The 24451-nt window shown below is 71.9% G+C and carries 20 protein-coding genes and 1 pseudogene; 10 read left to right on the top strand and 11 right to left on the bottom strand.

Features of this window, described 5'->3' with window-relative positions:
* Nucleotides 1-7 precede the first annotated feature (7 nt).
* A complete protein-coding gene (locus tag ACA089_RS15350) occupies nucleotides 8-364 on the bottom strand; it encodes a Rieske (2Fe-2S) protein (protein ID WP_372018495.1) in 357 nt (118 codons plus the stop codon).
* Nucleotides 365-433: 69 nt separating this feature from the next.
* Here ACA089_RS15350 and ACA089_RS15345 point away from each other — a divergent pair, with 69 nt between their 5' ends.
* From ACA089_RS15345 to ACA089_RS15325, 5 genes are all read left to right on the top strand, one after another.
* Complete coding sequence (locus tag ACA089_RS15345; RefSeq protein ID WP_372018492.1) at nucleotides 434-718, top strand: hypothetical protein; 285 nt, start codon at nucleotides 434-436, stop codon at nucleotides 716-718.
* A gap of 69 nt (nucleotides 719-787) precedes the next feature.
* Nucleotides 788-1501 carry a fumarylacetoacetate hydrolase family protein gene (locus ACA089_RS15340; protein ID WP_372018489.1) on the top strand — a complete coding sequence of 238 codons (714 nt, stop codon included), beginning with the start codon at nucleotides 788-790 and terminating at the stop codon, nucleotides 1499-1501.
* Between the two features lie 71 nt (nucleotides 1502-1572).
* Nucleotides 1573-1977 carry a large-conductance mechanosensitive channel protein MscL gene (gene mscL, locus ACA089_RS15335; RefSeq protein ID WP_372018487.1) on the top strand — a complete coding sequence of 135 codons (405 nt, stop codon included), beginning with the start codon at nucleotides 1573-1575 and terminating at the stop codon, nucleotides 1975-1977.
* 87 nt (nucleotides 1978-2064) lie between these two features.
* Complete coding sequence (locus tag ACA089_RS15330; protein WP_372018485.1) at nucleotides 2065-3477, top strand: M28 family peptidase; 1413 nt, start codon at nucleotides 2065-2067, stop codon at nucleotides 3475-3477.
* A gap of 107 nt (nucleotides 3478-3584) precedes the next feature.
* Nucleotides 3585-5618, top strand: a complete 2034-nt coding sequence (locus ACA089_RS15325) for a glycoside hydrolase family 97 protein (RefSeq protein ID WP_372018483.1) — start codon at nucleotides 3585-3587, stop codon at nucleotides 5616-5618.
* Nucleotides 5619-5635: 17 nt separating this feature from the next.
* Here ACA089_RS15325 and ACA089_RS15320 read toward each other — a convergent pair whose 3' ends face one another.
* From ACA089_RS15320 to cysD, 8 genes are all read right to left on the bottom strand, one after another.
* Complete coding sequence (locus ACA089_RS15320) at nucleotides 5636-6439, bottom strand: class I SAM-dependent methyltransferase (RefSeq protein WP_372018482.1); 804 nt, start codon at nucleotides 6437-6439, stop codon at nucleotides 5636-5638.
* Nucleotides 6436-7371: a TrmH family RNA methyltransferase gene (locus ACA089_RS15315; protein WP_372018479.1), complete on the bottom strand. Its 936-nt coding sequence runs from the start codon at nucleotides 7369-7371 to the stop codon at nucleotides 6436-6438. The genes ACA089_RS15320 and ACA089_RS15315 overlap by 4 nt, the downstream gene beginning before the upstream one ends.
* Nucleotide 7372: 1 nt before the next feature.
* Nucleotides 7373-8872, bottom strand: coding sequence for an alanine/glycine:cation symporter family protein (locus ACA089_RS15310; RefSeq protein ID WP_372018476.1), 1500 nt, complete (start codon nucleotides 8870-8872; stop codon nucleotides 7373-7375).
* 108 nt (nucleotides 8873-8980) lie between these two features.
* Complete coding sequence (locus tag ACA089_RS15305; protein ID WP_372018474.1) at nucleotides 8981-9532, bottom strand: GNAT family N-acetyltransferase; 552 nt, start codon at nucleotides 9530-9532, stop codon at nucleotides 8981-8983.
* Entirely contained in the window at nucleotides 9525-12659 is a 3135-nt protein-coding gene (locus ACA089_RS15300) for an efflux RND transporter permease subunit (protein ID WP_372018473.1), read from the bottom strand. The genes ACA089_RS15305 and ACA089_RS15300 overlap by 8 nt, the downstream gene beginning before the upstream one ends.
* A gap of 3 nt (nucleotides 12660-12662) precedes the next feature.
* On the bottom strand, nucleotides 12663-13760 hold the full coding sequence (locus tag ACA089_RS15295; protein ID WP_372018470.1) for an efflux RND transporter periplasmic adaptor subunit: 1098 nt from the start codon (nucleotides 13758-13760) through the stop codon (nucleotides 12663-12665).
* Nucleotides 13761-13874: 114 nt separating this feature from the next.
* A complete protein-coding gene (gene cysN, locus ACA089_RS15290; RefSeq protein ID WP_372018469.1) occupies nucleotides 13875-15794 on the bottom strand; it encodes a sulfate adenylyltransferase subunit CysN in 1920 nt (639 codons plus the stop codon).
* Entirely contained in the window at nucleotides 15794-16705 is a 912-nt protein-coding gene (gene cysD, locus ACA089_RS15285; protein ID WP_372018468.1) for a sulfate adenylyltransferase subunit CysD, read from the bottom strand. Before cysD ends, cysN begins: the two co-directional genes overlap by 1 nt.
* A gap of 230 nt (nucleotides 16706-16935) precedes the next feature.
* Here cysD and ACA089_RS15280 point away from each other — a divergent pair, with 230 nt between their 5' ends.
* The 3 genes from ACA089_RS15280 to ACA089_RS15270 are packed head-to-tail and all read left to right on the top strand — an operon-like array spanning nucleotide 16936 to nucleotide 21332.
* Entirely contained in the window at nucleotides 16936-18789 is a 1854-nt protein-coding gene (locus ACA089_RS15280; protein WP_372018465.1) for an assimilatory sulfite reductase (NADPH) flavoprotein subunit, read from the top strand.
* Nucleotides 18790-18827: 38 nt separating this feature from the next.
* Complete coding sequence (gene cysI / locus ACA089_RS15275) at nucleotides 18828-20552, top strand: assimilatory sulfite reductase (NADPH) hemoprotein subunit (protein WP_372018463.1); 1725 nt, start codon at nucleotides 18828-18830, stop codon at nucleotides 20550-20552.
* 36 nt (nucleotides 20553-20588) lie between these two features.
* A complete protein-coding gene (locus ACA089_RS15270; RefSeq protein ID WP_372018461.1) occupies nucleotides 20589-21332 on the top strand; it encodes a phosphoadenylyl-sulfate reductase in 744 nt (247 codons plus the stop codon).
* A 90-nt stretch (nucleotides 21333-21422) separates the two neighbouring features.
* Here the strand turns inward: ACA089_RS15270 and ACA089_RS15265 are convergent, their stop codons facing one another.
* Nucleotides 21423-21806: a DUF6165 family protein gene (locus tag ACA089_RS15265; RefSeq protein ID WP_372018459.1), complete on the bottom strand. Its 384-nt coding sequence runs from the start codon at nucleotides 21804-21806 to the stop codon at nucleotides 21423-21425.
* Between the two features lie 109 nt (nucleotides 21807-21915).
* Here ACA089_RS15265 and ACA089_RS15260 point away from each other — a divergent pair, with 109 nt between their 5' ends.
* Nucleotides 21916-22449, top strand: coding sequence for a hypothetical protein (locus ACA089_RS15260; protein ID WP_372018457.1), 534 nt, complete (start codon nucleotides 21916-21918; stop codon nucleotides 22447-22449).
* Nucleotides 22450-22470: 21 nt separating this feature from the next.
* Here the strand turns inward: ACA089_RS15260 and ACA089_RS15255 are convergent, their stop codons facing one another.
* Nucleotides 22471-23454, bottom strand: coding sequence for a LysR family transcriptional regulator (locus ACA089_RS15255; protein ID WP_372018456.1), 984 nt, complete (start codon nucleotides 23452-23454; stop codon nucleotides 22471-22473).
* Between the two features lie 194 nt (nucleotides 23455-23648).
* Here ACA089_RS15255 and cobA point away from each other — a divergent pair.
* Nucleotides 23649-24440 (top strand): annotated as a pseudogene (cobA, locus tag ACA089_RS15250) (uroporphyrinogen-III C-methyltransferase); the annotation flags it as partial.
* Nucleotides 24441-24451: the final 11 nt, after the last annotated feature.

Raw genomic sequence — 24451 nt, 5'->3', positions numbered from 1 at the left:
GTCGGCATCACGCGCCAGCGGGCGCAACCAGCCAGACCGCGCCATCGCGCACCTCGACGGCGACCGCCCGCAGCGCATCGCCGCGGCAGGGCCCGGCCACGCACTGTCCGCCCTGCAGTTCGAAGGACGCGCCGTGCGCGGCGCAGACCAGCAGGCCCTCGCGGCTGCGCAGGAACTGGCCCGGCGCCCAGTCCAGGCGACGGCCCGCGTGCGGGCAGACGTTGAGCCAGGCCCGCACGCCGGCGCCCTCGCGATACAGCAGCAGCGACTCGGGATCGCCGCCGAGCCTGGCCTCCACCTCGACGAGGGCGCCGTCGGCGAGCGACTCGAAACTGAGCAGCGCATCCTCGTTTAACGAACTCATCACAACCCCGATGGCACGCAGGCCGATACTTCGCATCTCGAGCCATTCTGGCACGCGTGGATTCACCCGATGTACGCACGATCCTTCCGCTTCGATTCGCCCCACCTGCAGGGCCTGCTGTCCCCCCGCAAGCCGCGCACGCCGCTGCTGCGCCTGCTGCTGGGCGTGACCGGGCTGCTGGTCCTCGCCGTGCTGGTCTTCTTCGGCCTGTTCATCGGCGCGGCGATGCTCGCCGCGGGCGTGGCGTGGCGCCTGCTGGCCCGCCGGCGCGCGCAGGCCAAGGCCGCCCCGCACCAGGTCGTCGACGCCGAATACCGCGTGCTGCGCAAGGCCGAACTGCCCACGCCGCGCTGACCCGCCGCGGCACGGAGCGCGCCCTCGCGCTCCGCTAGACTGGCGAGCCTCCCGATTCCCGGCTCCGCCATGACCGACGCGCCCGACGACGTGTTTCCCGCCCCGACCGTCCCGCGCGTGCCCGTGCGTGGCGGCGGCAGCTTCCCGGTGCGCCGCATCTACTGTGTCGGCCGCAACTTCGCCGACCACGCGCGCGAGATGGGCGCCACCGCCCCGGCCTCGAAAGCCGAACGCGGCACGCCGGTGTTCTTCATGAAACCCGCCGACGCGATCGTCACCGGCCCGTCGGTGGCCTATCCGCCGGCCACCTCCGACCTGCACCACGAGGTCGAGCTGGTCGTGGCCGTGGGCCACGACGCGCCCGCGGGCGTGCTGCCGGTGGAACAGGCGCACGCCCTGGTGTTCGGCTACACGGTCGGGCTGGACCTGACCCGCCGCGACCTGCAGGCGGCGGCCAAGGCCAAGGGCCTGCCGTGGGACACGGCCAAGGGTTTCGACCAGTCCGCGCCGATCGGCGAGCTGGTGCCGCTGGCGGACGCCGGCGCGCTCGACGCCCGCGTGCTCACCCTGCATGTCAACGGCGAGCTGCGCCAGCGCGCGCCACTGTCGGACCTGATCTGGGACGTGCCCGAGATCCTCCACGAACTGTCCAGGCTCTACGCCCTGCGCGCCGGCGACCTGGTGTACATGGGCACCCCCGCCGGCGTGGCCGCGCTGCAGCGCGGCGACCGCTTCGAGGCCTCGCTCGACGGCATCGCCACCCTGGCGGGCACGATCGCCTAACCCGGCCGCCACGGCCGCCGGGTTAGGCTAGGCGCGCACCCGGGCCGGGTGACCGAAACCAGGAGACACGCATGGGCATGCTCGCCGAGTTCAAGGAATTCGCGATGCGCGGCAACGTGATCGACCTCGCCGTGGGCGTGGTGATCGGCGCCGCCTTCGGCAAGATCGTCACCGCACTGGTGGAGAAGGTCATCATGCCGCCGATCGGCCTGCTGATCGGCGGCGTGGACTTCTCCAAGTGGACCTGGACGCTGAAGGAAGCCAGCGTCGACGCGGCCGGCAACGTGGTGCCGGCGGTGGGCATCGGCATCGGCGACTTCCTCAACGCCATCATCCAGTTCGTCATCGTCGCCTTCGCGATCTTCATGCTGGTCAAGGCGATCAACCGGATCGCCCGCCGCGAACCGCCGGCCCCGGCCGCGCCGACCGAAGACGTGCTGCTGCTGCGCGAGATCCGCGACTCGCTCAAGCGCTGACGCCCGCCATGCCGCTCCCGTGACCATGCGCACGGGAGCGCGGTCGCCGCGTTTGCTAGGCTCGGCGGATTGCCCGCCGGAGTCCGTATGCGCCTCGCCCTGCCCGCCGCCCCGATCGCCTCGATCCTGCTCGGTCTCGCCGCCACCGCCACCGCCGCCGAGACCCGCATCCCCGAACGCGCCCTGGCGCAGGCCGAACAGCTGCGCGAACGCGCCCTGGCCGACGACACCGGCTGGAAGGTCACCGAGTCGCTAACCACCGAGGTCGGCCCGCGCCTGGCCGGCAGCGAGGCCGACGCCCGCGCGGTGGCGTGGGCCACCGCCAAGTTCAGGGAGCTGGGCTTCGACCGGGTCTGGACCGAGCCGGTGACGTTCCCGAAGTGGGAACGCCGCAGCGAGAGCGCGGCGGTGGTCGGCGCGCATGCGCAGCCGCTGGCGATCACCGCGCTGGGCGGCAGCCCCGCCGGCACCGTGGAGGCCGAGATCGTGCGCTTCGCCGACCTGGCCGCGCTGGACGCCGCGCCCGACGGTTCGCTGGCCGGCAAGATCGCCTTCGTCGACTACCAGATGCCCGCCGCGCGCGACGGCAGCGGTTACGGCAAGGGCGGCGCGGTGCGCTCGAAGGGACCGTCGGCCGCGATCCGCAAGGGCGCCAGCGGCTTCCTGATGCGCTCGGCCGGCACCGACAACCATCGCGTGCCGCATACCGGGATCACCCGCTACGACGAAGGCCTGACCCCGGTGCCGTCGGCCGCGCTGAGCATTCCCGACGCCGACCAGCTCGCGCGCCTGGTCGCGCGCGGCCCGGTCAGGGTGCGGCTGGCGATCGACGCCGGCTGGGACGGCCAGTACACCTCGCAGAACGTGATCGGGGAAATCACCGGGCGCAGCAAGCCGAAGGAAGTCGTGCTGATCGGCGGCCACCTCGATTCCTGGGACCTGGGCACCGGCGCGATCGATGACGCCGCCGGCGTCGGCATCACGATGGCCGCCGCCAAGCTGATCGCGCAGATGCCGCGACGCCCGGCGCGCAGCATCCGCGTGGTCGCCTTCGCCAACGAGGAACAGGGCCTGCACGGCGGCAAGGCCTATGCCGCCGCGCATGCCGCCGACGCCGGGCGGCACCAGCTGTCGGCCGAGAGCGACTTCGGCGCCGGCCGCATCTACGCCTTCAACACCGGCGCGCCGGAACATGCGCGCGCGGCCACCGCGCAGATCGCGCAGGCGCTGGCGCCGCTGGGCATCGAGTACGCGCCCGGCAAGGGCGGCGCGGGGCCCGACATCGGCCCGATCGCGGCCAGGGGCGCGACCTGGGCGTGGCTGGCGCAGGACGGCACCGACTATTTCGACCTGCACCACACCGCCGACGACACGCTCGACAAGATCGACCCGGCGGCGCTGGCGCAGAACGTCGCCGCCTACGCGGTGTTCGCCTACCTGGCCGCGGAGGCCGAGGGCGATTTCGGCAGCACCGTGAAGCCCGGGGCCAAGACCCCCTGACCAGGCGCGATGCGGGCGGCGTATGCCGCCCGCGTCGCACCGGTATTCCAGACGCGGCGCGCATCGGCGGTTTACCCTCGGCAGCCTGTCCTGGAGGGGATGCGGAAATGCCTGTTCGCCGTGCGCTGCTGCTTGCCACCTGCCTGCTGGCGTCCACTCCCGCGGCCCGGGCCGCGCCCGGCGAGACGTTGCGGCTGCACTCGCCCGATGCGCGCGCGAGCGTGGAGGTCTCCCTGGATGCCGAAGGACGCGCGCGCTACGCGGTAGCCTGGAACGGCACGCCGGTGCTGCTGCCCTCGCCGCTCGGCGTGCAGCTGGGCGAGGACGACCGCATCGACCGCGGCCTGCGCGTGGCCGCCGTGCGCGAGCGCGAATCCGACACCGCTTACGAGCTGGTCGCCGGCAAGGCCCGGCACGTGCGCGACCACTACCGCGAGCTGGACATCGACCTGGCCGATGCGCAGGGGCGCGTGCTGGGCGTGGTCCTGCGCGCCTACGACGACGGCGTCGCGCTGCGCTACCGGCTGCCGCTGCCCGCCACCGGCGACCTGGAGGTCAGGGAGGACCTGACCGGTTTCCTGTTCCCGCGCGACTACGCCTGCTGGGCGCTCAACCTCGGCCGCTTCGGCACCAGCCACGAAGGCGAGTACGACCCGGTCGCCGCCTCGAAGCTGCGGCCGATGCACCTGGTCGAGCTGCCGCTGGTCTGCGGCACCGGCGAGGGGACCACGACCTTCGCCATCGCCGAGGCGGACCTGGACCGCTATGCCGGCCTGTACCTCAGCGGCCGCGGCGACGGCGAGCTCGGCGTGGAAGCCAGGCTGTCCCCACGGCTGGACGCGCCGCAGCTGGCCGTGCGCCTGCCGCGCGGGGAGGTCGCCCGCACCGGCCACCTCACGCCCTGGCGCGTGCTGATGCTGGGCGACAGCCCGGGGGCGCTGGTCGAATCCAACCTCATCTCGAGCCTCAACCCGCCCACGCCGATCACCGACACCTCGTGGATCCGGCCGGGCAAGACCGCGTGGGACTGGTGGTCCGGCGGGCTGGCACCCGACGTGCCCGGCGCGGGGATGAACACCGCGACGATGAAGCGCTACGTCGACCACGCCGCGGCGCTGAAGCTGGAGTACATGCTGGTCGACGACGGCTGGTACGTCGGCAGCACCGGCAACGGCCGCTACAACGCGGGCGCCGACATCACCCGCGCGATCCCGGCGCTCGACCTGCCGGCGGTGGTCGACTACGCGCGCGAGCGCGGCGTCGGCATCTGGCTGTGGGCGCACTGGCGTTCGCTGGAACCGCGGATGGACGCGGTCTTCGCGCGTTACCGGGACATGGGCATCAAGGGCGTCAAGGTCGACTTCATGGACCGCGACGACCAGCAGATGGTGGAGTTCTTCCACCGCATGATGCGCAGCGCGGCCGACCACCGGCTGATGCTCGACCTGCATGGCGCCTACCGGCCGACCGGGCTCAACCGCACCTGGCCGCACTTCCTCACCCAGGAAGGCGTCCTCGGCGCCGAATACAACAAGTGGAGCCGGCGGATCACGCCCACCCACAACCTGACCCTGCCGTTCACCCGTATGCTGCTGGGGCCGATGGACTACACGCCGGGCGGCTTCCGCAACGTGACGCCGGAGCAGTTCCAGTCTTCCTTCAACGGCCCGCAGGTGATGGGCACCCGCGCCCACCAGCTGGCGATGTTCGTCGTCTACGAAAGCGCGCTGCAGATGGTCGCCGACAGCCCGGACGTCTATGCGGACGGGAAAGGCGGACTCGCGCCGGGCGCCGACTTCCTGTCGCTGGTGCCCGCCACCTGGGACGAGACCCGCGTGCTGGCCGGCGAAATCGGCCAGTACATCGTGGTGGCCCGGCGCAGCGGCCGCGACTGGTACATCGGCGCGATGACCAGCGAACAGCCGCGCACGCTGCGGATCCCGCTGGATTTCCTGCCCGCCGCCGACTACCAGGCCACGGTGTGGCGCGATGGGGGATCGCCGGTGCAGGTGGTGCGCGAAAGCCGGCGCGTCGACGCGGACAACCGCGGGCTGGAACTGGAGTTGGCGGCAGGCGGCGGCGCCGTGGTGCGGCTGGTCCCGCCGTCACCGCGGATCGCCGGAACCGCCAGGTCCGAGTAGGCCCGGGTATGCGCAGGTCAGCGCACGGCACGGACCAGCCAGATCCCGCGCGGCAGTCCATGCTCCGGCTGCCAGGCGCGGACCATCGCCGCGTCGGCGAAACCTGACCGGCGCAGCATCTGCAGCAGGTCCCAGCCGAAATGATGGAAGCAGGGGACGCCGTGGCCGCGCGGGTCGCCGTGGTATTCGGGCGCGCCGAAGAATTCCACCGCGCCGTCGGGCCCGACGCGCGCGATGGTCTCGCCGCACGGCTGGTCCTCGTAGAACGGCACCGTGAACAGCAGCACCCCGCCCGGCCGGAGCACGCGCGCGAATTCGGAAAGCGCGGCCTCGTGGCGCGGCACGTGTTCGAGCACGTCCAGGCTGGCCACCGCATCCAGCGTGGCGTCGGCGAAATCCAGCGCGGTGACGTCGCGCTGCCGGATCCATGCCGGGACGCCCCGTCGCGCCAGCCAGGCCGCCATGCGCAGTCGCCGCAACCACGGCGTGCCGAATTCGCTTCCTTCCAGCCGCGGCAAGCGCCGGCGCAGGGCCACGAACAGCGCGCTGGCCTGCTCGGTCAGGAATACGCGGGCCTCCGGCGCCGGCGCGCCGCCGAGCAGCGCCGACGCGACGGCACGCTGGCGTGCATTGCAGCCGCATGCGAGGCAACGCAGTCCTTCGCGCGTGTCGACCGGCGGCTGGGCGGCGAAGCCGCGCGGGCTGCCGCACAGCGCGCAGCAACCGGCCAGCACGCCTTCGGGGACGGCGATGGCATCCTCGGCGGCGCGTATGCCGGCGGCTTGCGCCCGCCATTCGTCCAGCGACCTCCAGGCCCTCACCGGCCCCGCCGCCACTGCGCGAGGAACACCGCCGTCGCCGCTGCGACGTTGAGGCTCTCGACCGCGCCACTGCCGGGGATCGACAGGCGCCGGTCGCAGGCCGCGGCCAGCGTCGCGTCCATGCCTTCGCCTTCCGCACCCATCACGTAGACCAGTCGCGGCGCGGGCGGGGCGGCGAACAGGTCGTCGCCACCACGCACGACGGTCGCGGCGAGGATGAAACCGGCCTCGCGCAGCCGCGGGAGCGCCTGCGCCGGCTCCGGCAGCCGCACCAGCGGCACCGACTCGGCGCCTCCCTCGGCCACCCGCGCGGCCGCGCCGGACAGGGCCAGCGGCGAGCGCGCCGGCAGCAGCACCGCCGCGCCGAAGTGCGCGGCCGAGCGCAGGATCGCACCGAAGTTGTGCGGGTTGCCGACGCCATCCAGCCAGATCGCCAGCGCCGGCGCACCGCCCGGCAGGCCGCGCAGCCAGGCCTCCAGCGGCACCGGCTCGACCCGCAGCACGTCGGCGACCACACCTTCGTGGTGCGAGCTGGCCGCGAGCCGGTCCAGGTCTTCCTCCTCGACCACCCGGTAGCCGACCCGGTGCTTCACGCACCAGGCCAGCAGCGGCTTGAGCGCATGGATGCGCGACTGCGCCAGGTAGACCTTGCGGATCGCCTCGGGCCGGCGGTCGAACACCGCCTGCACGGCGTTCAATCCGTACAGCCGCAGTTCGTCGCGGCGGGTGGCATGGCCGTGGCCGCCGCGCTCGTGCGCGCCGTGCGACGGCTCGGCTGCCGCGCGTCCCGCCTCGTCGCGTGCGGGTTCAGGCGCGGCCGCCCGCGATCGCGGGCGGTCCGGCGACGGCGCGGCGCGATCGCCCGGTCCACGCGGCCCACCGCGCGGGGGTGCGGGCCGTCGCGGCGGGCGGTTGTCCCACGGTCCGCCCATGTCAGCCGCGCTTGGTCCAGAAGCCGGCGTTGCGGATGCCCAGGGCGTCCGGATCGAAGGTCGGATCCAGGCCGAGCTTCTTCTGCCGCTCGTAGTCGCGCAGCGCCAGCAGCGCCGGCTTCTGCAGGATCAGGATGGCGATGATGTTGAGCCAGGCCATCAGGCCCACGCCGATGTCGCCCAGGGTCCAGGCCATGGCCGCGTTGTGGTACGCGCCGAACACCACCATGCCGACGATGCCCAGCCGCAGCAGCAGGGTCGCCAGCGGATGGGTCTTCTTCACCCCGGCGAGGTAGGTGAGGTTGGTCTCGGCCATGTAGTAGTACGCCATGATCGTGGTGAAGGCGAAGAAGAACAGCGCCAGCGCCACGAAGCCCGCGCCCCAGCCGGGCAGCACCGATTCCACCGCCGCCTGGGTGAACTGCGCGCCCTCGGAGGGCTGCACGCCGGGCACGCCGGAGAAGATCTCGACCAGGGTTTCCTTGCCGCCCTCCTTGACCACCTGGAAGGTGTTGTACATGCCCGTGGACAGCAGCAGGAACGCGGTCGAGGTGCACACCAGCATGGTGTCGAAGTAGATCGCGAAGGCCTGCACGTAGCCCTGCTTGGCCGGGTGCGAGACCTCGGCCGCGGCGGCGGCGTGCGGGCCGGTGCCCTGGCCGGCCTCGTTGGCGTAGATGCCGCGCTTGACGCCCCAGGCGATCGCCTGGCCGATGATCGCGCCGAACGCGGCGTGCGCGCCGAATGCGCTGGAGAAGATGTCGGCGAACATCGCCGGGACCTTGCCGGCGTTGAGCGCCATCACCACCACCGCCATCAGGATGAAGCCCAGCGCCATGAACGGCACCACGACCTCGGCGAAGTTGGCGATGCGCTTGATCCCGCCGAAGATGATCACCGCCAGCACCGCGGCCACCGCCAGGCCGAGCCACAGCTTCATCGCGGCGGCGCCGCCGACCGCGGCACAGCCGTCGCCGGCGCACAGGACGTTGCTGGCGCTGTCGGCGATGGCATTGGCCTGCACGCCCGGCAGCAGCAGGCCGGTGGCGACGACCGTGGCCACCGCGAAGGCCACCGCATACCACTTCAGGCCCATGGCCTTCTCGATGTAGTAGGCCGGCCCGCCGCGGTAGCGCCCCTCGGCGTCCTTTTCCTTGTAGATCTGCGCCAGGGTGGACTCGACGTAGGAGGTGGAGGCGCCCAGGAAGCCCATCACCCACATCCAGAACACCGCGCCCGGGCCGCCATAGGCGATCGCGGTGGCGACGCCGGCGATGTTGCCGATGCCCATGCGCCCGGCCATCGAGATCGCCAGGGCCTGGAAGGACGAGACGCCCGCCTCGGACTTCTGCCCGGACACGGTCAGCCGGCACATCTCGGCGAAGCCGCGCACCTGCATGAAGCGGGTGCGGAAGGAGAACCACAGGCCGGCGCCCAGGCACAACGCGATCAGCGCGTTGCTCCAGATGATGCCGTTGATCCAGGCAAAAAATGCTTCCACGGGGATGGGTCTCCGGCCGTCGTGTCGCGGGAATGGGATCGGCGGCCAATGCCGCCGGTGGCTGAAAGATACCTGCAACCTGCGCCGCTGCGCAGTCCCGCGCCGTCCTCAGCCGGGCCAGAGCCGGCCGAACAGCCGCAGGTCGTGCGGCCCGTCGGGCTTGAGCACCGCCGCCCTGCGCACGCCTTCCTCGACGAAGCCGTTCTTCTCCAGCACCCGCGCCGAGGCCGGATTGCCGTCCAGCACGTTGCCTTCCACCCGGCGCAGGCCCAGCGCGGGCACCACCCAGTCCAGGTAGGTGGCCACCACCCGGGTCATGTGGCCGCGGCCCCAGTGGCGCCGGCCCAGCCAGTAGCCCAGTTCGGCCCCGTGGCCGCGTTCGCCGTGCCCGGGGCGGACGGCGATGCTGCCGCAGGCTTCGCCGTCGATCTCGATCGCCAGCACCGGGCCACGCAGGTCGACCACCTTGCCGGCCAGGAAGGCCTCGCCGTCGGCCCGCGTGTACGGATGCGGGAAGCGGTCGCTGAGCCCGCGCGGCACCTGCGGGTCGTCGGCATGGAGGAGCAGCGCGTCCAGGTCGCCCGCGTGCCAGGCCCGCAGGACGAAGCCTTCCCCGGCCAGGCGCACGCCCGCGTACGGGCGCGCGCCGGCCTCAGCCATGACCGCCGACCGGCGGGGTATCGGCCTCCAGCCGCGCCAGCTCGTGGGCCAGCGCCTCGGGCGAGCGCGTGTACGGCGCCAGCAACGCATAGAACGCCGGCACCACGTACAGCGACAGCAGGGTGGAGAAGGTGACGCCGAAGATGACGACGATGCCGATCGTCGCGCGGCTGGCCGATCCCGGGCCGCCGGCCAGCACCAGCGGCACCGCGCCCATGACCGTGGCCACGGAGGTCATCAGGATCGGGCGCAGGCGCACCTTCGCCGCCTCGGCGATCGCGTCGCCTACCGCGGCGCCCTCGTCGCGCAGCTGGTTGGCGAACTCCACGATCAGGATGCCGTTCTTGGCCGCCAGGCCGATCAGCATGACGATGCCGATCTGGCTGAACAGGTTGAGCGTGCCGCCGGTGACCCACAGCCCGAGCAGCGCGCCGAGCACCGCCAGCGGCACCGTCAGCATGATCACCAGCGGATGCAGGAAGCTCTCGAACTGCGCGGCCAGCACCAGGTAGACGATCAGCAGCGCCAGGGTGAAGGTCAGCAGGATCGCGCCGCCCGCCTCCTGGTACTCGCGCGACTCGCCCTTCCAGTCGACCTGGGCGTAGTCCGGCAGCTCCTCGGCGACCACCTGCCGGGTCCACTCCAGGGCCTCGCCCATCGAGTAGCCGGGGGCGAGGCCGGCGCTGATCGTGATCGCGCGCAAGCGGTTGAAGCGGTTGAGGCTGCCCGGCTCGGCGATCTCCGAGAGCGTGACCAGGTTGGACAGCGGCACCAGTTCGCCACCGGCGCCCCGCACGTAGGTCTGCGCCAGGTCGGACGGGTCGACGCGGTTCTCGCGCCCGGCCTGCAGCATCACGTCGTACTCCTCGCCGTTGTCCACGTAGGTGGTCACCTGGCGCGAGCCCATCATGGTTTCCAGGGTGCGGCCGATCTCCTGCACCGGCACGCCCAGGTCGGCGGCGCGCTCGCGGTCGATGTTGACCCGCATCTGCGGCCGCGTCTCCTTGTAGTCCGAGTCCGGGTCCTGGATGCCGGGGTTGCCCTCCATCCGCTGCAGCACCCGGTCGCGCCACTGCGCCAGCTCGGCGTAGTCGGGGCCACCGAGCACGAGCTGGTAGCGCTGGCCACGACTGCCCACCAGGCCGCCCGGCACGTTGGCGCGCACCTGCACCCCCGGCAGCTTGGCGAACTCGGCGCGCAGCGTGTTGACGACCTGGTCGGTGGGCACGTCGCGTTCGTGCCAGTCCTCCAGGAACACGATCACCTGCCCGGTGTGCATGTCCTCGCTGCCGCCCCAGCCGCGCGGAACGCGCGAATTGGCGCGCTGGATCGGCTTGCCCTCGCCGACCTCGGCCAGCACGATCTTCTCGACCTGCTGCATCTGGCCGACGGTGTAGTCGAAGCCCGCGCCTTCCGGGCCGTCGACCATCACGAAGAAGCGGCCGCGGTCCTCGGCCGGCGCCAGTTCGCTGGGCACGTACAGGCCCAGGGCGACGATCGCCGCCACGCACAGCGCCATCGCCGCGGCCAGCAGCACCAGCAGGCGCCGGCCCGGCACCGCGACGAGCCGGCCGACCTGCCCGCCATAGCCGTCGCTGATGCGGGTCAGGGTGCGCTGGGTCCACTTGTTCAGCCCGCGCGGGGTGCCGTGCGGGCGCACCAGCTTGGAGGACATCATCGGCGTGAGCGTCAACGCGACGAACGCGGAGATCGCCACCGCGGCCGCCAGCGCCACCGACAGTTCGCGGAACAGGCGCCCGGTGTTGCCCTCCATGAAGCCGACCGGCAGGAACACCGCCACCAGCACCGCGGTGGTGGCGATCACCGCGAAGGCCACCTGGCGGGTGCCGCGGCGCGCGGCCACCAGCGCCGGCTCGCCCAGGTCGGCGCGTCGCTGGATGTTCTCCAGCACCACGATCGCGTCGTCGACCACCAGGCCGATGCACAGCACCAGCGCCAGCAGCGTGAGCAGGTTGATCGAGAACCCGAAGGCATACAGCGCGATGAACGCCGCCACCAGGCACACCGGCACGGTGACCGCCGGGATCAGCGCAGCGCGCAGGCTGCCCAGGAACAGCCAGATCACCAGGAACACCAGCACCATCGCCTCGCCCAGCGTCCAGTAGACCCGGTCGATCGACGCCTCGATGAAGGTGGTGCTGTCGAAGGCGATGAAGATGTCGGTGCCCTCGGGCAGGGTCTGCTGGATGACCTCCGCCTCGGCGCGGGCCGCGCGCGCCACGTCCAGCGCGTTGGCCGTCGAGGTGCGGACGATGCCCAGGCCCACGTTCGGTACGCCGTTGCTGCGCAGGTAGGCGCGGCGCTCCTCGGCGCCCAGCTCCACCCGCGCCACGTCGCCCAGGCGGACCACGTAGCCGTCGGCGCCCTTGCGCAGCGGCAGCTGCGCGAACTGTTCCGGCTGGCGGTAGCCGCGCTCCACGCGCAGGGTGAAGTCGCGCGTTTCCGACTCGATGCGCCCGGCCGGCAGTTCGACGTTCTGCGCGCGCAGCGCCGTTTCCACGTCGGAGGTGGTGATGCCGCGCGCGGCCATCGCCTCGCGGTCCAGCCAGATCCGCATCGCGTAGCGCTGGCCGCCGCCGAGCTGCACCCGGGCCACGCCGTCCAGCGAGGACAGCCGGTCGACGACGTAGCGGTCGGCGTAGTCGGTCAGCTCCATCGTGTCCATCACGGTGGAGCGCATGTTCAGCCAGACGATGACCTCGGCGTCGGCCTCGACCTTGGAGATTTCCGGCGGATCGGCCTCGTCGGGCATGCGGTCCATCACCCGGCTCACGCGGTCGCGCACGTCGTTGGCGGCGGCCTCGATGTCGCGGGTGAGGTTGAACTCGATGGTGACGTCGGAGCGGCCGTTGCGGCTGGAGGACTGGATCGTCTTGATGCCCTCGATGCCGGCCAGCCCGTCCTCGAGGATCTGGGTGACGCGGGTCTCGACCACCGCGGCCGAGGCGCCGGGATAGTTGACCTCCACCGACACGATCGGCGGATCGATGTTGGGCAGCTCGCGCAGGGTCAGGCGCATGAACGACATCACGCCCAGCACCACCAGCAGCAGGCTGACCACCACCGCGAACACGGGGCGCTTGATCGACAGGTCGGACAGGTTCATCGGTCAGTCCCGCGGGGTGGCGGGCACGTCCTGCGCCTGGCGGGCGTCATCGCCCGGTTTTCCCGGCCGCGGCGCATCGGCCACGGTGACGCCGGGCCGCAGCTTGCCGGTCCCGTCGACGACGATCCGGTCGCCCGCCTCCAGGCCTTCCAGGATCTCGGCGCGACCGTCGCGGCGCACGCCGGTCCGGACCGTGGCCTGTTCGACCTTGCCGTCCTGCCCGACCCGGTACACGAACGAATCGCGCCCGACCTGCACGACCGCGATCTCGGGGACCACGATCGCCTGGCGCTCGGGGCGGTACAGGTGCACGTCCAGCAGCATGCCGGGACGCAGCAGGGCCTCGGGGTTGTCGAACGCGGCGCGCACGGTCACCGCGCGCGTGCCCGGGTCGATCCGCGCGTCGGTCGTCTGGACTTCGCCCTCGAACTGCCGGCCCGGCCAGGCCGCGGTGTTCGCGGTCACCCGCGCGCCGGGGACCATCGCCGACAGCGCCGCTTCCGGGACCTGGAAGTCGACGTACATGCGCGAGATGTCGTCCAGGGTGGCGATCACCGAGTTCGGGGTCAGCAGCGCGCCGGGGCTGACCTGGCGGATGCCGAGCACGCCGGCGAACGGCGCGCGCACGTGGCGGTCGCGGATGTCGGACTTCATCTGGCGCACGCGCGCGGCGGCGACCTCGCGCAGCGCGCGCTGCGCGTCGAGGGTGGACCGGGCCACCAGCTGCTGCTCGGCCAGGCCCTGCAGGCGCCGGTATTGCTGGTCGGCCTCGGCCAGGGTCGATTCGGCCTCGCCCAGCGCCGCCTCCTGGGCGTCCACGCGCAGCGTCACCAGCGGCTCGCCGGCGCGGACCTGCTGGCCGCTCTCGAAATGGACCTGGTCGACGATCTCGCTGACCTTGGCGGTCAGGGTGACCGATTCACGCGCCTGCGCGGTGCCCAACGCCTGGACCGTGTCGCTCCAGGCGACCGGCTGGACCAGGGTGGTCGTGACCGGGATCGCCGCCGGGGCGGATGCCGTCCCCTCGGGCTGGCGGTCGCATGCCACCAGGCCCAGAACACCCGCCAGGACCAGACCCCTGGCCAGGAAACGTGACGCCATCGACCGCCTCGCTGCTTTCATACACACCAACCGCCGAGTGTAGCGAGCGATTGTTAACGCCCGTATGTGCCGTTGGTTGACGTGGGCGCCGGCGCGACCCGGCGGGCGGCCGCCTCAGAGCCAGGAGGTGCCTCCCGCGCTCCAGTCCAGTTCCAGCGCCTCCAGCACGCGCGCGACCTGGGCCTCGGCCGGCGTGGCCGCCGCGTCCAGGTGGACCTCCGGGTCCTCCGGGGCCTCGTACGGCGAGTCGATGCCGGTGAAGTTCGGGATCAGCCCGGCCCGCGCCTTGCGGTAGAGGCCCTTCACGTCGCGCGCCTCGGCCACTTCCAGCGGCACGTCGACGAACACCTCGAGGAACTCGCCCGGCGCGAACAGCTCGCGCGCCATCCGCCGCTCGGCGCGGAACGGGGAGATGAAGCTCACCAGCACGATCAGGCCGGCGTCCGCCATCAGCCGGGCGACCTCGGCCACGCGGCGGATGTTCTCGACCCGGTCCTCGTCGGTGAAGCCGAGGTCCCGGTTGAGCCCATGGCGGACGTTGTCGCCGTCCAGGACGAAGGTGTGGTACCCCAGCGCGTGCAGGCGCTTGTCGACCAGGTTGGCGATGGTCGACTTGCCGGCGCCGGACAGGCCGGTGAACCACAGCACCTTCGGCGCCTGGCCCTTGATCCGGGCGCGCGCGGCCCGGTCCACGTCCAGGTGCTGCCAGTGCACGTTGTCGGCGCGGCGCAGGGCGAAGTCGAGGGTGCCGGCGGCGACGGTGTCGTTGTTCTGCCGGTCGATCAGGATGAAGCCGCCCAGCGCGCGGTTCTCGGCATAGGGCGCGAAGGCGACCGGCTCCTCCAGGCTGAGGTTGCAGTAGCCGACCTCGTTGAGCTCCAGGCGCTTGGCGGCCAGGTGCTCCTGGGTGTTCACGTCGACCCGGTGCTTGATCTCGCTGACGCTGGCGGCCACGGTGCGCGCGCCGATCTTCAGCCAGTAGGGACGCCCGGGCAGCAGCGGCGCGTCGCTCATCCACAGCACGTGCGCGGCGAACTGGTCGGCGACCGCGGGAGGATCGCCGGCGGCGGCGATGACGTCGCCGCGGCTGACATCGACCTCGTCGGCCAGCGTCACGGTCACGGCCTGGCCGGCGAACGCCCGCTGCACCGGGCCGTCGCTGCCGAGGACCTGGGCCACGGTCGAGCGCCGCGCCGAGGGCAGCACGACGATCCTGTCGCCCGGCGCCACGTCGCCGGCGGCGATCGTGCCGGCGAAGCCGCGGAAGTCCTGGTTGGGCCGGTTCACCCATTGCACCGGCAGGCGCAGGCCGGTCGCGGCTTCGCCGCCCTCCAGCCCCACCGTTTCCAGGTGCGGCAGCAGGGCCGGCCCGCGGTACCACGGGGTGCGTGCGGACGGCTGCAACAGGTTGTCGCCCTCCAGCGCCGACAGCGGGATGGCCTGCACGTGCGGGATGCCCAGCTGCGCGGCCAGCGCGCGGTAGCCCCCGGCGATGCCGTCGAACACCGCCTGGTCGTAGCCGACCAGGTCCATCTTGTTCACCGCCAGCACCACCTGGCGGATGCCCAGCAGCGAGACGATGTAGCTGTGGCGGCGGGTCTGCGCCAGCAGGCCCTTGCGCGCGTCGACCAGCACCACCGCCAGGTCGGCGGTGGAGGCGCCGGTGGCCATGTTGCGGGTGTACTGCTCGTGGCCCGGGCAGTCGGCGACGATGAACTTGCGCTTCTCGGTGTCGAAGTAGCGGTAGGCCACGTCGATGGTGATGCCCTGCTCGCGCTCGGCGGCCAGTCCGTCGAGCAGCAGCGCGTAGTCGATCCGTTCGCCCTGGGTGCCGTGGCGGCGGCTGTCGGCTTCCAGCGCGGCGAGCTGGTCGTCGAACAGCCGCTTGCTCTCCCACAGCAGGCGCCCGATCAGGGTGCTCTTGCCGTCGTCGACGCTGCCGCAGGTGATGAAGCGCAGCAGCGGCTTGTCCTCGTGCTGGCGCAGGTAGGCGGCGATGTCGGTGCCGGCCGCGCCGGTCGCGTCGGCGGCCATCAGAAGTACCCCTCCAGCTTCTTCTTCTCCATCGAGGCGGTCGGGTCGTGGTCGATGACCCGCCCCTGGCGTTCCGAACTGGTGGCCACCAGCATCTCGGCGATGATCTTCTCCAGCGAGTCGGCCTCCGACTCGATCGCCCCGGTCAGCGGGTAGCAGCCGAGCGTGCGGAAGCGCACCTTGCGCAGCTGCGGGACCTCGCCGGGCCGCAGCGGCAGGCGCGCGTCGTCGACCATGATCAGCGCGCCGTCGCGCTCGACCACCGGGCGTTCGGCGGCGAAGTACAGCGGCACCACCGGGATCTTCTCGCGGAAGATGTAGAGCCACACGTCCAGTTCGGTCCAGTTCGAGATCGGGAACGCACGCACGCTCTCGCCCTTGCGGATGCGCGCGTTGTACAGGTTCCACAGCTCCGGGCGCTGACGCTTGGGGTCCCAGCGGTGGTGCTCGTTGCGGAACGAGAACACGCGTTCCTTGGCGCGCGACTTCTCCTCGTCGCGGCGCGCGCCGCCGATCGCGGCGTCGAACTGGTACTGGTCCAGCGCCTGCTTGAGGCCCTGGGTCTTCATCACGTCGGTATGGACCGTGGCGCCGTGGCTGATCGGGCCGATGTCCTGGGCGATGCCGTCCGGATTGATGTGCACCCGCAGGTCGACGCCGGTTTCGGCGGCGCGGCGGTCACGGAAGGCGATCATCTCGCGGAACTTCCAGCGCGTGTCCACGTGCAGCAGCGGGATCGGCGGCGGCGCCGGCGCGAACGCCTTCAGCAGCAGGTGCAGCAGCACCGAACTGTCCTTGCCGACCGAGTACAGCAGCACCGGGTTGCGGAACTCGGCGGCGACCTCGCGCAGGATGTGGATGCTCTCCGCCTCCAGGCGGTCGAGGTGGGACAGGCGGTGGGCGAGGCTCATCGGATAGGCGTGGTCGGAACGGGGCGGGCCCGCGGGACCTCCGGCGTGGAGGCCGGCCGCGTGCCGGTCGGGACCGGGGTCTTCGGGACGGCGAGTATTCGGGCGCCGCCCCCGGCCGACGAAATAAGCCCAGAGCATAAGCGAATAACCACAAGCCGTTTCAGTGGCGCTTTCGGCTTTCCTAACATCGGTGGCCCGTCGAAGCTGCGACGATCCGCCGAGCCGCCCGCATGACCGCTGCGCCCACCGCGCTGCCCCCCAGTCCGCTCAACGAGGACCGCAAGGTCCTGCTGGGCCGGCTGGTCGACGGACTGGACGGCCCGTCGCTGTGGTGGCTGTCCGGCTATACCGCCGGCCTGGCCCAGGCCCACGCCACGCCCCAGCTGGCGGTCCTGCCCGGTGGCGGCGCGGGGGCGGCCCCCCAGGCCGGCCAGCGCCTGACCGTCCTCTATGGCAGCCAGACCGGCAACGCCCGCCGCGAGGCCGAGAAGCTGGCCCAGGCCGCCGAAGCCGCCGGCCTGGCCGTGCGCCTGGTCCGCACCGATGGCTACGCCACCCGCGAACTGGCCGGCGAGCGGCTGCTGTACCTGGTGATCAGCACCCAGGGCGAGGGCGACCCGCCGGACGACTCCATCGGTTTCACCGAATTCCTGCTCGGCAAGCGCGCACCCAAGCTGCCCGAACTCAGGTTCGCGGTGCTGGGCCTTGGCGACACCAGCTACGCCGACTTCTGCGGGATCGCCCGCAAGCTCGACGCCCGCCTCGCCGAGCTGGGCGCGCAGCGCGTCGCCGAGGTGGGCCAGGCCGACCTGGACATCGACACCGTCGCGACCCCGTGGCGCGAGCAAGCGCTGGCCCAGGCCCGCGAGCTGCTGAAGACCGCGCCGGCGCCGGCCGCCGCGCACCTGGCCACGGTCACGCCGCTGCGCCCGGCGGCGGCCTGGTCGCACGAGCGCCCGTTCCCGGCCGAGGTACTGGCCAACCAGCGCATCAGCGGCCGCGAGTTCAAGAGCGTGGGCTTCCTGCAGTACGGCCCGGTCGACAAGGACGTGCGCCACCTCGAACTGTCGCTGGAAGGTTCGGGCCTGGCCTACGAGCCGGGCGACGCGCTGGGCATCCGCCACCGCAACCCGCCGGCGCTGGTCGATAGCGTGCTCCAGGCGACCCGCCTGGACGGTCATGCCGCGGTCACCTCCGGCGAGCAGACTCTGCCCCTGTCCGAGTGGCTGGCCACCCGCCGCGAGCTGACCCGGCTGTCGCGGCCGTTCCTGGCCGCGCACGCCGAACGCTCCGGCGCGGCGGCGCTGAAGCAGCTGCTCGACCCGACCCAGTCCGCCGGCCTGGCCGCGCTGCTGGCCGACCACCAGCTGGTGGACGTGCTGCGCCGCTGGCCGGCGGATTGGGACCACGACGGCCTGGTGGCCGCCCTGCGTCCCCAGGCCCAGCGCCTGTACTCGATCGCCTCCAGCCGCAAGCGCGTGGGCGAGGAAGCGCACCTGACCGTCGACATCCTGGGCTACCACGCCCACGGCCACGACCACGGCGGCGCCGCCAGCGGCTTCCTCGCCGCGCTGGACGAGGGCGGCCAGGTCCCGGTGTACATCGAGCCGAACGAGCGCTTCCGGGTGCCGGCCGACGGCAGCCGCGACATCATCATGGTCGGTCCCGGCACCGGCGTGGCCCCGTTCCGCGGCTTCGTCCAGGAGCGCGCCGAAACCGGTGCCTCCGGCCGCAACTGGCTGTTCTTCGGCGCCCAGCACTTCAATACCGGCTTCCTCTACCAGGTCGAGTGGCAGGACGCCCTGCAGCGCAAGGAACTGCATCGCCTCGACCTGGCCTTCTCCCGCGACCAGGCCGACAAGGTCTACGTCCAGCAGCGCCTGCGCGAGCGCGGCGCCGAGGTCTACGACTGGCTGCAGAACGGCGCCCACTTCTATGTCTGCGGCGCGATCTCGATGGGCAAGGACGTCCATGCCGCGCTGGTCGACATCGTCGCCGCGCACAACGGCGGCGATGTCGAAGCCGCCGCCGAGTACCTGACCCGCCTGCAGACCGAAGGCCGCTACGGCCGCGACGTCTACTGACCGACGCACGCGCCCACCACCGGACTCCAGCCGACGCCATGAGCCATCCTTCCGTCGAAGACATCAAGATCAACAGCCGCGGCCTGCGGGGCACGCTGCTCGAAGGCCTGGCCGACCCGGTCACCGGCTCGCTGTCGTTCGAAGACCAGCGCCTGGTCAAGTTCCACGGCACCTACCAGCAGGACGACCGCGACATCCGCGACGAACGCCGCCGGCAGAAGCTCGAGCCCGCCCACCAGTTCATGATCCGGATCCGGGCGCCGGGCGGGGTGTTCACCCCCGAGCAGTGGCTGAAGCTGGACGCGATCGCCACCACCCATGCCAACCACTCGCTGCGCGTCACCACCCGCCAGACCTTCCAGTTCCATGGCGTGATCAAGCGCGAGCTGAAGGCGACGATGCAGGCGATCCACGCGGCGGCGCTGGACACGATCTCGGCCTGCGGCGACGTCAACCGCAACGTGCTCGGCGCCAGCAACCCGTTGCAGTCGCGCCTGCACGCCGAGGTGCACGAGTGGGCGCGGCGGCTGTCGCTGGAGTTCCTACCCAGGACCCGCGCCTACTACGAGATCTGGCTCGACCAGGAGAAGCTGGCCGACAGCGGCGAGGAGGAGGATCCGGTCTACGGCAAGGCCTACCTGCCGCGCAAGTTCAAGATGGCCGTGGCGGTGCCGCCGGTCAACGACGTGGACATCTTCGCCAACGACTTCGGCCTGGTCGCGGTCGTCGGCGACGACGGCGGCCTGGCCGGCTTCAACGTGACCATCGGCGGCGGCATGGGCGCCGCCCATGGCGATGCCAAGACCTATCCGCGCCTGGCCGACGTGATCGGCTTCGTGGCCCCGGACCGGGCCATCGCGATCGCCGCCGCGGCGCTGGCCGTGCAGCGCGACCATGGCGACCGGGTCGAGCGCAAGCACGCCCGTTTCAAGTACACGATCGACGACCTCGGCCTGGACGCGGTGGTGTCGAAGATGGAAGCGCACGCGGGCTTCCACCTGGAGCCTGCGCGCCCGTTCCATTTCGAGCACAACGGCGACCGTTTCGGCTGGGTCGAGGGCGAGGACGGCCGCTGGCACCTGACCCTGTCGCTGCCGTCCGGCCGCATCGCCGACCGCCCGGGCACCCCGCACCTGACCGGCCTGCGCGAGATCGCCAACGTCCACCGCGGCGAGTTCCGGGTCACCGCCAACCAGAACCTGGTCATCGCCGGCGTGCCGGCGGGCGAGCGCAAGCGCATCGACGCGCTGGTCCATGCCCACGCGCTAGACCGCGAGAACGGCGCGCCGACCGCGCTGGCGCGCACCGCGATGGCGTGCGTCGCGTTGCCGACCTGCGCCCTGGCCATGGCCGAGGCCGAGCGCTACCTGCCCGACTTCGCCGCCAAGCTCGAGCCGCTGCTCGACCGCCACGGCCTGCGCGAGGCGCCGATCCTGCTGCGCATCTCCGGCTGCCCGAACGGCTGCTCGCGCCCGTACCTGGGCGAAATCGCGCTGGTCGGCAAGGCGCCCGGCCGCTACAACCTGATGCTCGGCGCCGACCACCGCGGCCAGCGCCTCAACACGCTGTACCGCGAGAACATCACCGAGGGCGAGATCCTGGAAGCGCTCGAGCCGCTGTTCGCGCGCTATGCCGGTGAACGCGAGCCGGACGAACGGTTCGGCGACTTCCTGCATCGCGCCGGCCTGGTCGCGCTGCCGCCCTACCCCACCCATGTCCTGGTCGACCCGGTGCGCACGCCCGCGCTCGGCGAAGCCGCCTGACCCACGCCGCTGCAGGACCCGCGTCCGGAGTTCACGATGAGCCTGACCGCCCCCCAAGCCCCGCAGGAAGCCGCCAACAGCGATGCCGCGCCCGCGCGCGACCTGGCCGAGCTCAACGCCTGGCTGGAGACGCTGGATGCCGAACGCCGCGTCGAATGGGCACTGGCCCACGGCGGCGGCAACGCCGCGCTGTCCTCCAGCTTCGGCGCCCAGTCCGCGGTGGCGCTGCACCTGGTCAGCCAGCAGCGGCCCGACATCCCGGTGATCCTGGTCGACACCGGCTACCTGTTCCCGGAGACCTACCGCTTCGCCGACGAGCTGGTCGACGCCCTCAAGCTCAACCTGCAGGTGTACCGCCCGCTGGTCAGCCGTGCGTGGATGGAAGCGCGCCACGGCCGGCTGTGGGAACAGGGCGTGGAAGGCCTGGACAACTACAACCAGCTGCGCAAGGTCGAGCCGATGCGCCGGGCCCTGGACGAACTGGGCATCGGCACCTGGTTCACCGGCCTGCGCCGCAGCCAGTCGGCCAGCCGCGCCGACACGCCGATCGTCCAGCAGCGCGGGCCGCGGTTGAAGATCAGCCCGATCGCTGACTGGACCGACCGCGACGTGTGGCAGTACCTCAAGAAGCACAACCTTCCCTACCACCCGCTGTGGCACGAAGGGTATGTCTCCATCGGCGACTTCCACACCACCACGCGCTGGGAGCCGGGGATGAAGGACGAGGACACCCGCTTTTTCGGCCTCAAGCGCGAGTGCGGGATCCACGAGGACATCTGACGGCGGGCGCCTGTGGCGCGGCTGGCGCGGGCACCGCCGTCCCGTCGCAGACCAGGGGCGGGGCCTCCACCACCGGGCTTGGCGGACGGCTCAGCGGTACTGCTTTTCCTCGACGAACTGCGAACCGGCCAGCCGGTTGATCTCGTTCTTGACGGCCACGCGCTCGCCGTTGCGCGCCGCCACCGCGCGCGCGAGGTCGATGAATCCGGCGCCGAAATCCTGCGCCGCCTCCTTGGCGCGCAGCGCGTCCTGCACGTCCCACATGCGCTCGTTGATCCCGCGCAGGCTGGCCTTCAGCCCTTCCAGCGCCGGTGACTGCGCCAGCAGCTCCCGCCACAGCGGCAGCAGGCCCTCGAGCTCGACCAGCACGTTGCGGCGGCGGTTTTCCTGGCTGATGCGCTCGGCCTTGATCTCCAGGATCGTGATCTTGTCGATGAGCTCCCCGACCGAAACGGGGACCATGATGGTGTTCATGCCGGGATCCTGAGGCTCGCAGGCCCGCGATTCTACCGGCCGTGGTCGGCCCCGGCATCCGCCGCGCGGATCGGGCACCATCATCGCCTGCCCGCCAACCGGTTGCGCCATGCAGGGAATGAAGGTCGTCTACAGCGGTCCGGTCGATGTCAGCTACGGGCAGCTCTACGCCGTTTCGCCGGGGTGCACGCCGGCGCCCCTCGAACGGACTCTGGCCGGCCAGGAAAACGGCCTGTGCGGGGCGCGCGTGCCCGGCTGCCTGATGCTGATGTGCGGCCTGCACAGCGGCCAGGTACAGCTGGAGGTCCTGAGTTTCCCGGCCGAGCCGCCGCTGGAGGCTTCGTGGCCGGACGTGGTGGAGGTCCCGTTCGCGTTCCTGTCATCGCCGGTGGTGCTGCAGGACTGGGAGGGACGCCCCATCTGCAACCTGCCGGTCGATGGGCCCGGATACATGGTGCGCTGGTGCGCGCGCAACTTCGGCCAAGCCGAAGATGCCGGCCGCGTCGACGACGGGGAGCCGTTCGAGGAATACGCGCTGCAACTGTGGCCTTCGACCAGCCCGGTCGAACGCGTGGTCAGGCAGGCGGACGACAAGGCAGGCTACTGGCACCGCTATGCGCGGTCGCTGCCGGCCCCAGCCTGACCTGGCGCGCCGCGCCGTGGCTCAGCTGGTGATGGTCTGGGTCAGGGATTCCCAGCTCGGCGGCTCCGGCCAGTCCGGGTCCTGGTTGCCGTCCAGCACGCGCCGCAGGTCGCGCTTGTCGATCTGCGGCGCCAATACGTTGACCAGCTCCAGCGCGTAGTCGCGCAGCACCCGCTCGCGCGGCAGCACCGCCCAGGCCACGCACGCGGTGATCTCGGTCGGCGCCGGCCACCCGCGCAGGTCGGTGTCGCCGACGCTCACCGCCATCTCGGCCAGCAGTCCCACGCCCAGGCCGGCGCGCACGTAGGTCTTGATCAGGTCGGCGTCGAGCGCGGTCAGGGCCAGGTTCGGCTCCAGGCCGACGCTGCTGAAGGCGCGTTGCAGCGACGACTCCGGACGGGTGGAGGATTCGTAGCTGATCAGCGGGTACTGGGCCAGCTCCTGGATGTCCGGCGGCTTGCCGGCGCGGTCCAGCGGGTGCCCGCGCGGCACCAGCGCCAGGCGGCGCCAGCTGTACAGCGGCACCGCCACCCCGCCCTGCGGCTCGCCGCCGGCGGTGCTGATCACGGCCATGTCGGCATCGCCCTGGCCGAGCAGGTCCAGCGCCGCGCCCTCGGTCGACTGCTGCAGGTGCACGCTCACCTGCGGGAAGTCGCGCTTGATCCGGGCGATGGCCGGCGGCAGGACGAAGCGGGCCTGGGTATGGGTGGTGGTGATGGTGAGCTGGCCCTGGCTCTCGCGGCGCTGGTTGGCGGCGTAGGCGCGGATGTTGGCGGTCTCGGCCAGGATCACCCGCGCGCGCTCCAGCACTTCGGCGCCGGCGGGGGTGATCGCCTCCAGGCTGCGGCCCTTGCGCACGAACAGCAGGAAGCCTAGCTCGTCCTCCAGCTGCTTGAGCTGCTTGGACAGCCCCGGCTGGGTCGCATGCACGCGCGCGGCGGCCAGGGTGATGTTGAGCCCTGCATCGGCGATGGCGACGAGGTACCGGAGCTGGGTCAGCGTCATCGGGCGGGGGAACCGGGCGCGGCGGGGGGTCTGGGCACTGTAGTGGCAATCAGCACCCCGATCTTATAACCGGGGAGCATGAGCATTGTGCGGCAAGTTATTTCCGCCGGTTTTGGACGGGGGTTACGGTCGGTGTCCCTTCTTTCCGGGCCTCCACCGTGAGCCTGAATGCGCCCACCGCCCCGTCCTTCGCGCTGCCGCCCGGGAGCGTCGCCCTGGTCGGCGCCGGGCCGGGCGACCCCGGCCTGCTCACGCTGAACGCGGTGCGCGCGCTCGAGGCGGCCGACGTCGTGCTGCACGACCGGCTGGTCGGCTCCGGCGTCCTGGCCCTCGCAGGTCCGGGCGCGCGGCTGGTCGAGGTCGGCAAGTCCGCCGGCCGGCACAGCATGCCCCAGGAACAGATCCACGCCCTGATGCTGGAACACGCGCGCGCCGGTGCCCGGGTGGTGCGGCTGAAGGGCGGAGACCCGTTCGTGTTCGGCCGCGGCGGCGAGGAACTGGAATTCCTGCATGCGCACGGCATCCCGTTCCAGGTCGTCCCCGGCATCACCGCCGCCCTGGCGTGCGCGGCCTATGCCGGCATTCCCCTGACCCATCGCGACCACGCCCAGTCGCTGCGCCTGCTCACCGCGCACTGCCGGGACTCGGTCGACACCGTGGACTGGGAGTCGCTGGCCCGCGACCGCCAGACGCTGGCGGTGTACATGGGCGTGGCCGCACTCGACCACCTGCGCCAGCGCCTGCTGGACGCCGGCCGCGACCCGGGCACGCCCTTCGCGCTGGTGGAAAACGGCTCGCGCCCGGAGCAGCGCGTCGTCACCGGTACGCTCGGCGACCTGGCCGACACTGCCCGCGCGCATGCCGTGGCCTCGCCGGCGCTGCTGATCCTGGGCGAAATCGCGGCGCTGGCCGCGCAGCTGCACTGGTTCGGCGCCGCCCCGCTCGGCCCGCTGCCCGCTGAACCCGTGCTGGCCCGGGCCGCCTGAATCCGACGTAC

It is taken from the genome of Pseudoxanthomonas fibrivorans, from assembly GCF_041464125.1.
Lineage (GTDB): Bacteria > Pseudomonadota > Gammaproteobacteria > Xanthomonadales > Xanthomonadaceae > Pseudoxanthomonas.
This window is presented reverse-complemented; position numbering and strand designations above follow the sequence as displayed.

Coding starts and splice junctions, on each gene's coding strand:
- cysD (WP_372018468.1), bottom strand. CDS start 16,705: ATGAGCCTCGCCCACCGCCTGTCCCACCTCGACCGCCTGGAGGCGGAG.
- ACA089_RS15330 (WP_372018485.1), top strand. CDS start 2,065: ATGCGCCTCGCCCTGCCCGCCGCCCCGATCGCCTCGATCCTGCTCGGT.
- cysN (WP_372018469.1), bottom strand. CDS start 15,794: ATGGCCGCCGACGCGACCGGCGCGGCCGGCACCGACATCGCCGCCTAC.
- ACA089_RS15300 (WP_372018473.1), bottom strand. CDS start 12,659: ATGAACCTGTCCGACCTGTCGATCAAGCGCCCCGTGTTCGCGGTGGTG.
- ACA089_RS15345 (WP_372018492.1), top strand. CDS start 434: ATGTACGCACGATCCTTCCGCTTCGATTCGCCCCACCTGCAGGGCCTG.
- ACA089_RS15255 (WP_372018456.1), bottom strand. CDS start 23,454: ATGACGCTGACCCAGCTCCGGTACCTCGTCGCCATCGCCGATGCAGGG.
- ACA089_RS15280 (WP_372018465.1), top strand. CDS start 16,936: ATGACCGCTGCGCCCACCGCGCTGCCCCCCAGTCCGCTCAACGAGGAC.
- ACA089_RS15340 (WP_372018489.1), top strand. CDS start 788: ATGACCGACGCGCCCGACGACGTGTTTCCCGCCCCGACCGTCCCGCGC.
- ACA089_RS15260 (WP_372018457.1), top strand. CDS start 21,916: ATGCAGGGAATGAAGGTCGTCTACAGCGGTCCGGTCGATGTCAGCTAC.
- ACA089_RS15295 (WP_372018470.1), bottom strand. CDS start 13,760: ATGGCGTCACGTTTCCTGGCCAGGGGTCTGGTCCTGGCGGGTGTTCTG.
- ACA089_RS15325 (WP_372018483.1), top strand. CDS start 3,585: ATGCCTGTTCGCCGTGCGCTGCTGCTTGCCACCTGCCTGCTGGCGTCC.
- ACA089_RS15305 (WP_372018474.1), bottom strand. CDS start 9,532: ATGGCTGAGGCCGGCGCGCGCCCGTACGCGGGCGTGCGCCTGGCCGGG.
- cysI (WP_372018463.1), top strand. CDS start 18,828: ATGAGCCATCCTTCCGTCGAAGACATCAAGATCAACAGCCGCGGCCTG.
- ACA089_RS15265 (WP_372018459.1), bottom strand. CDS start 21,806: ATGAACACCATCATGGTCCCCGTTTCGGTCGGGGAGCTCATCGACAAG.
- ACA089_RS15315 (WP_372018479.1), bottom strand. CDS start 7,371: ATGGGCGGACCGTGGGACAACCGCCCGCCGCGACGGCCCGCACCCCCG.
- ACA089_RS15350 (WP_372018495.1), bottom strand. CDS start 364: ATGAGTTCGTTAAACGAGGATGCGCTGCTCAGTTTCGAGTCGCTCGCC.
- mscL (WP_372018487.1), top strand. CDS start 1,573: ATGGGCATGCTCGCCGAGTTCAAGGAATTCGCGATGCGCGGCAACGTG.
- ACA089_RS15270 (WP_372018461.1), top strand. CDS start 20,589: ATGAGCCTGACCGCCCCCCAAGCCCCGCAGGAAGCCGCCAACAGCGAT.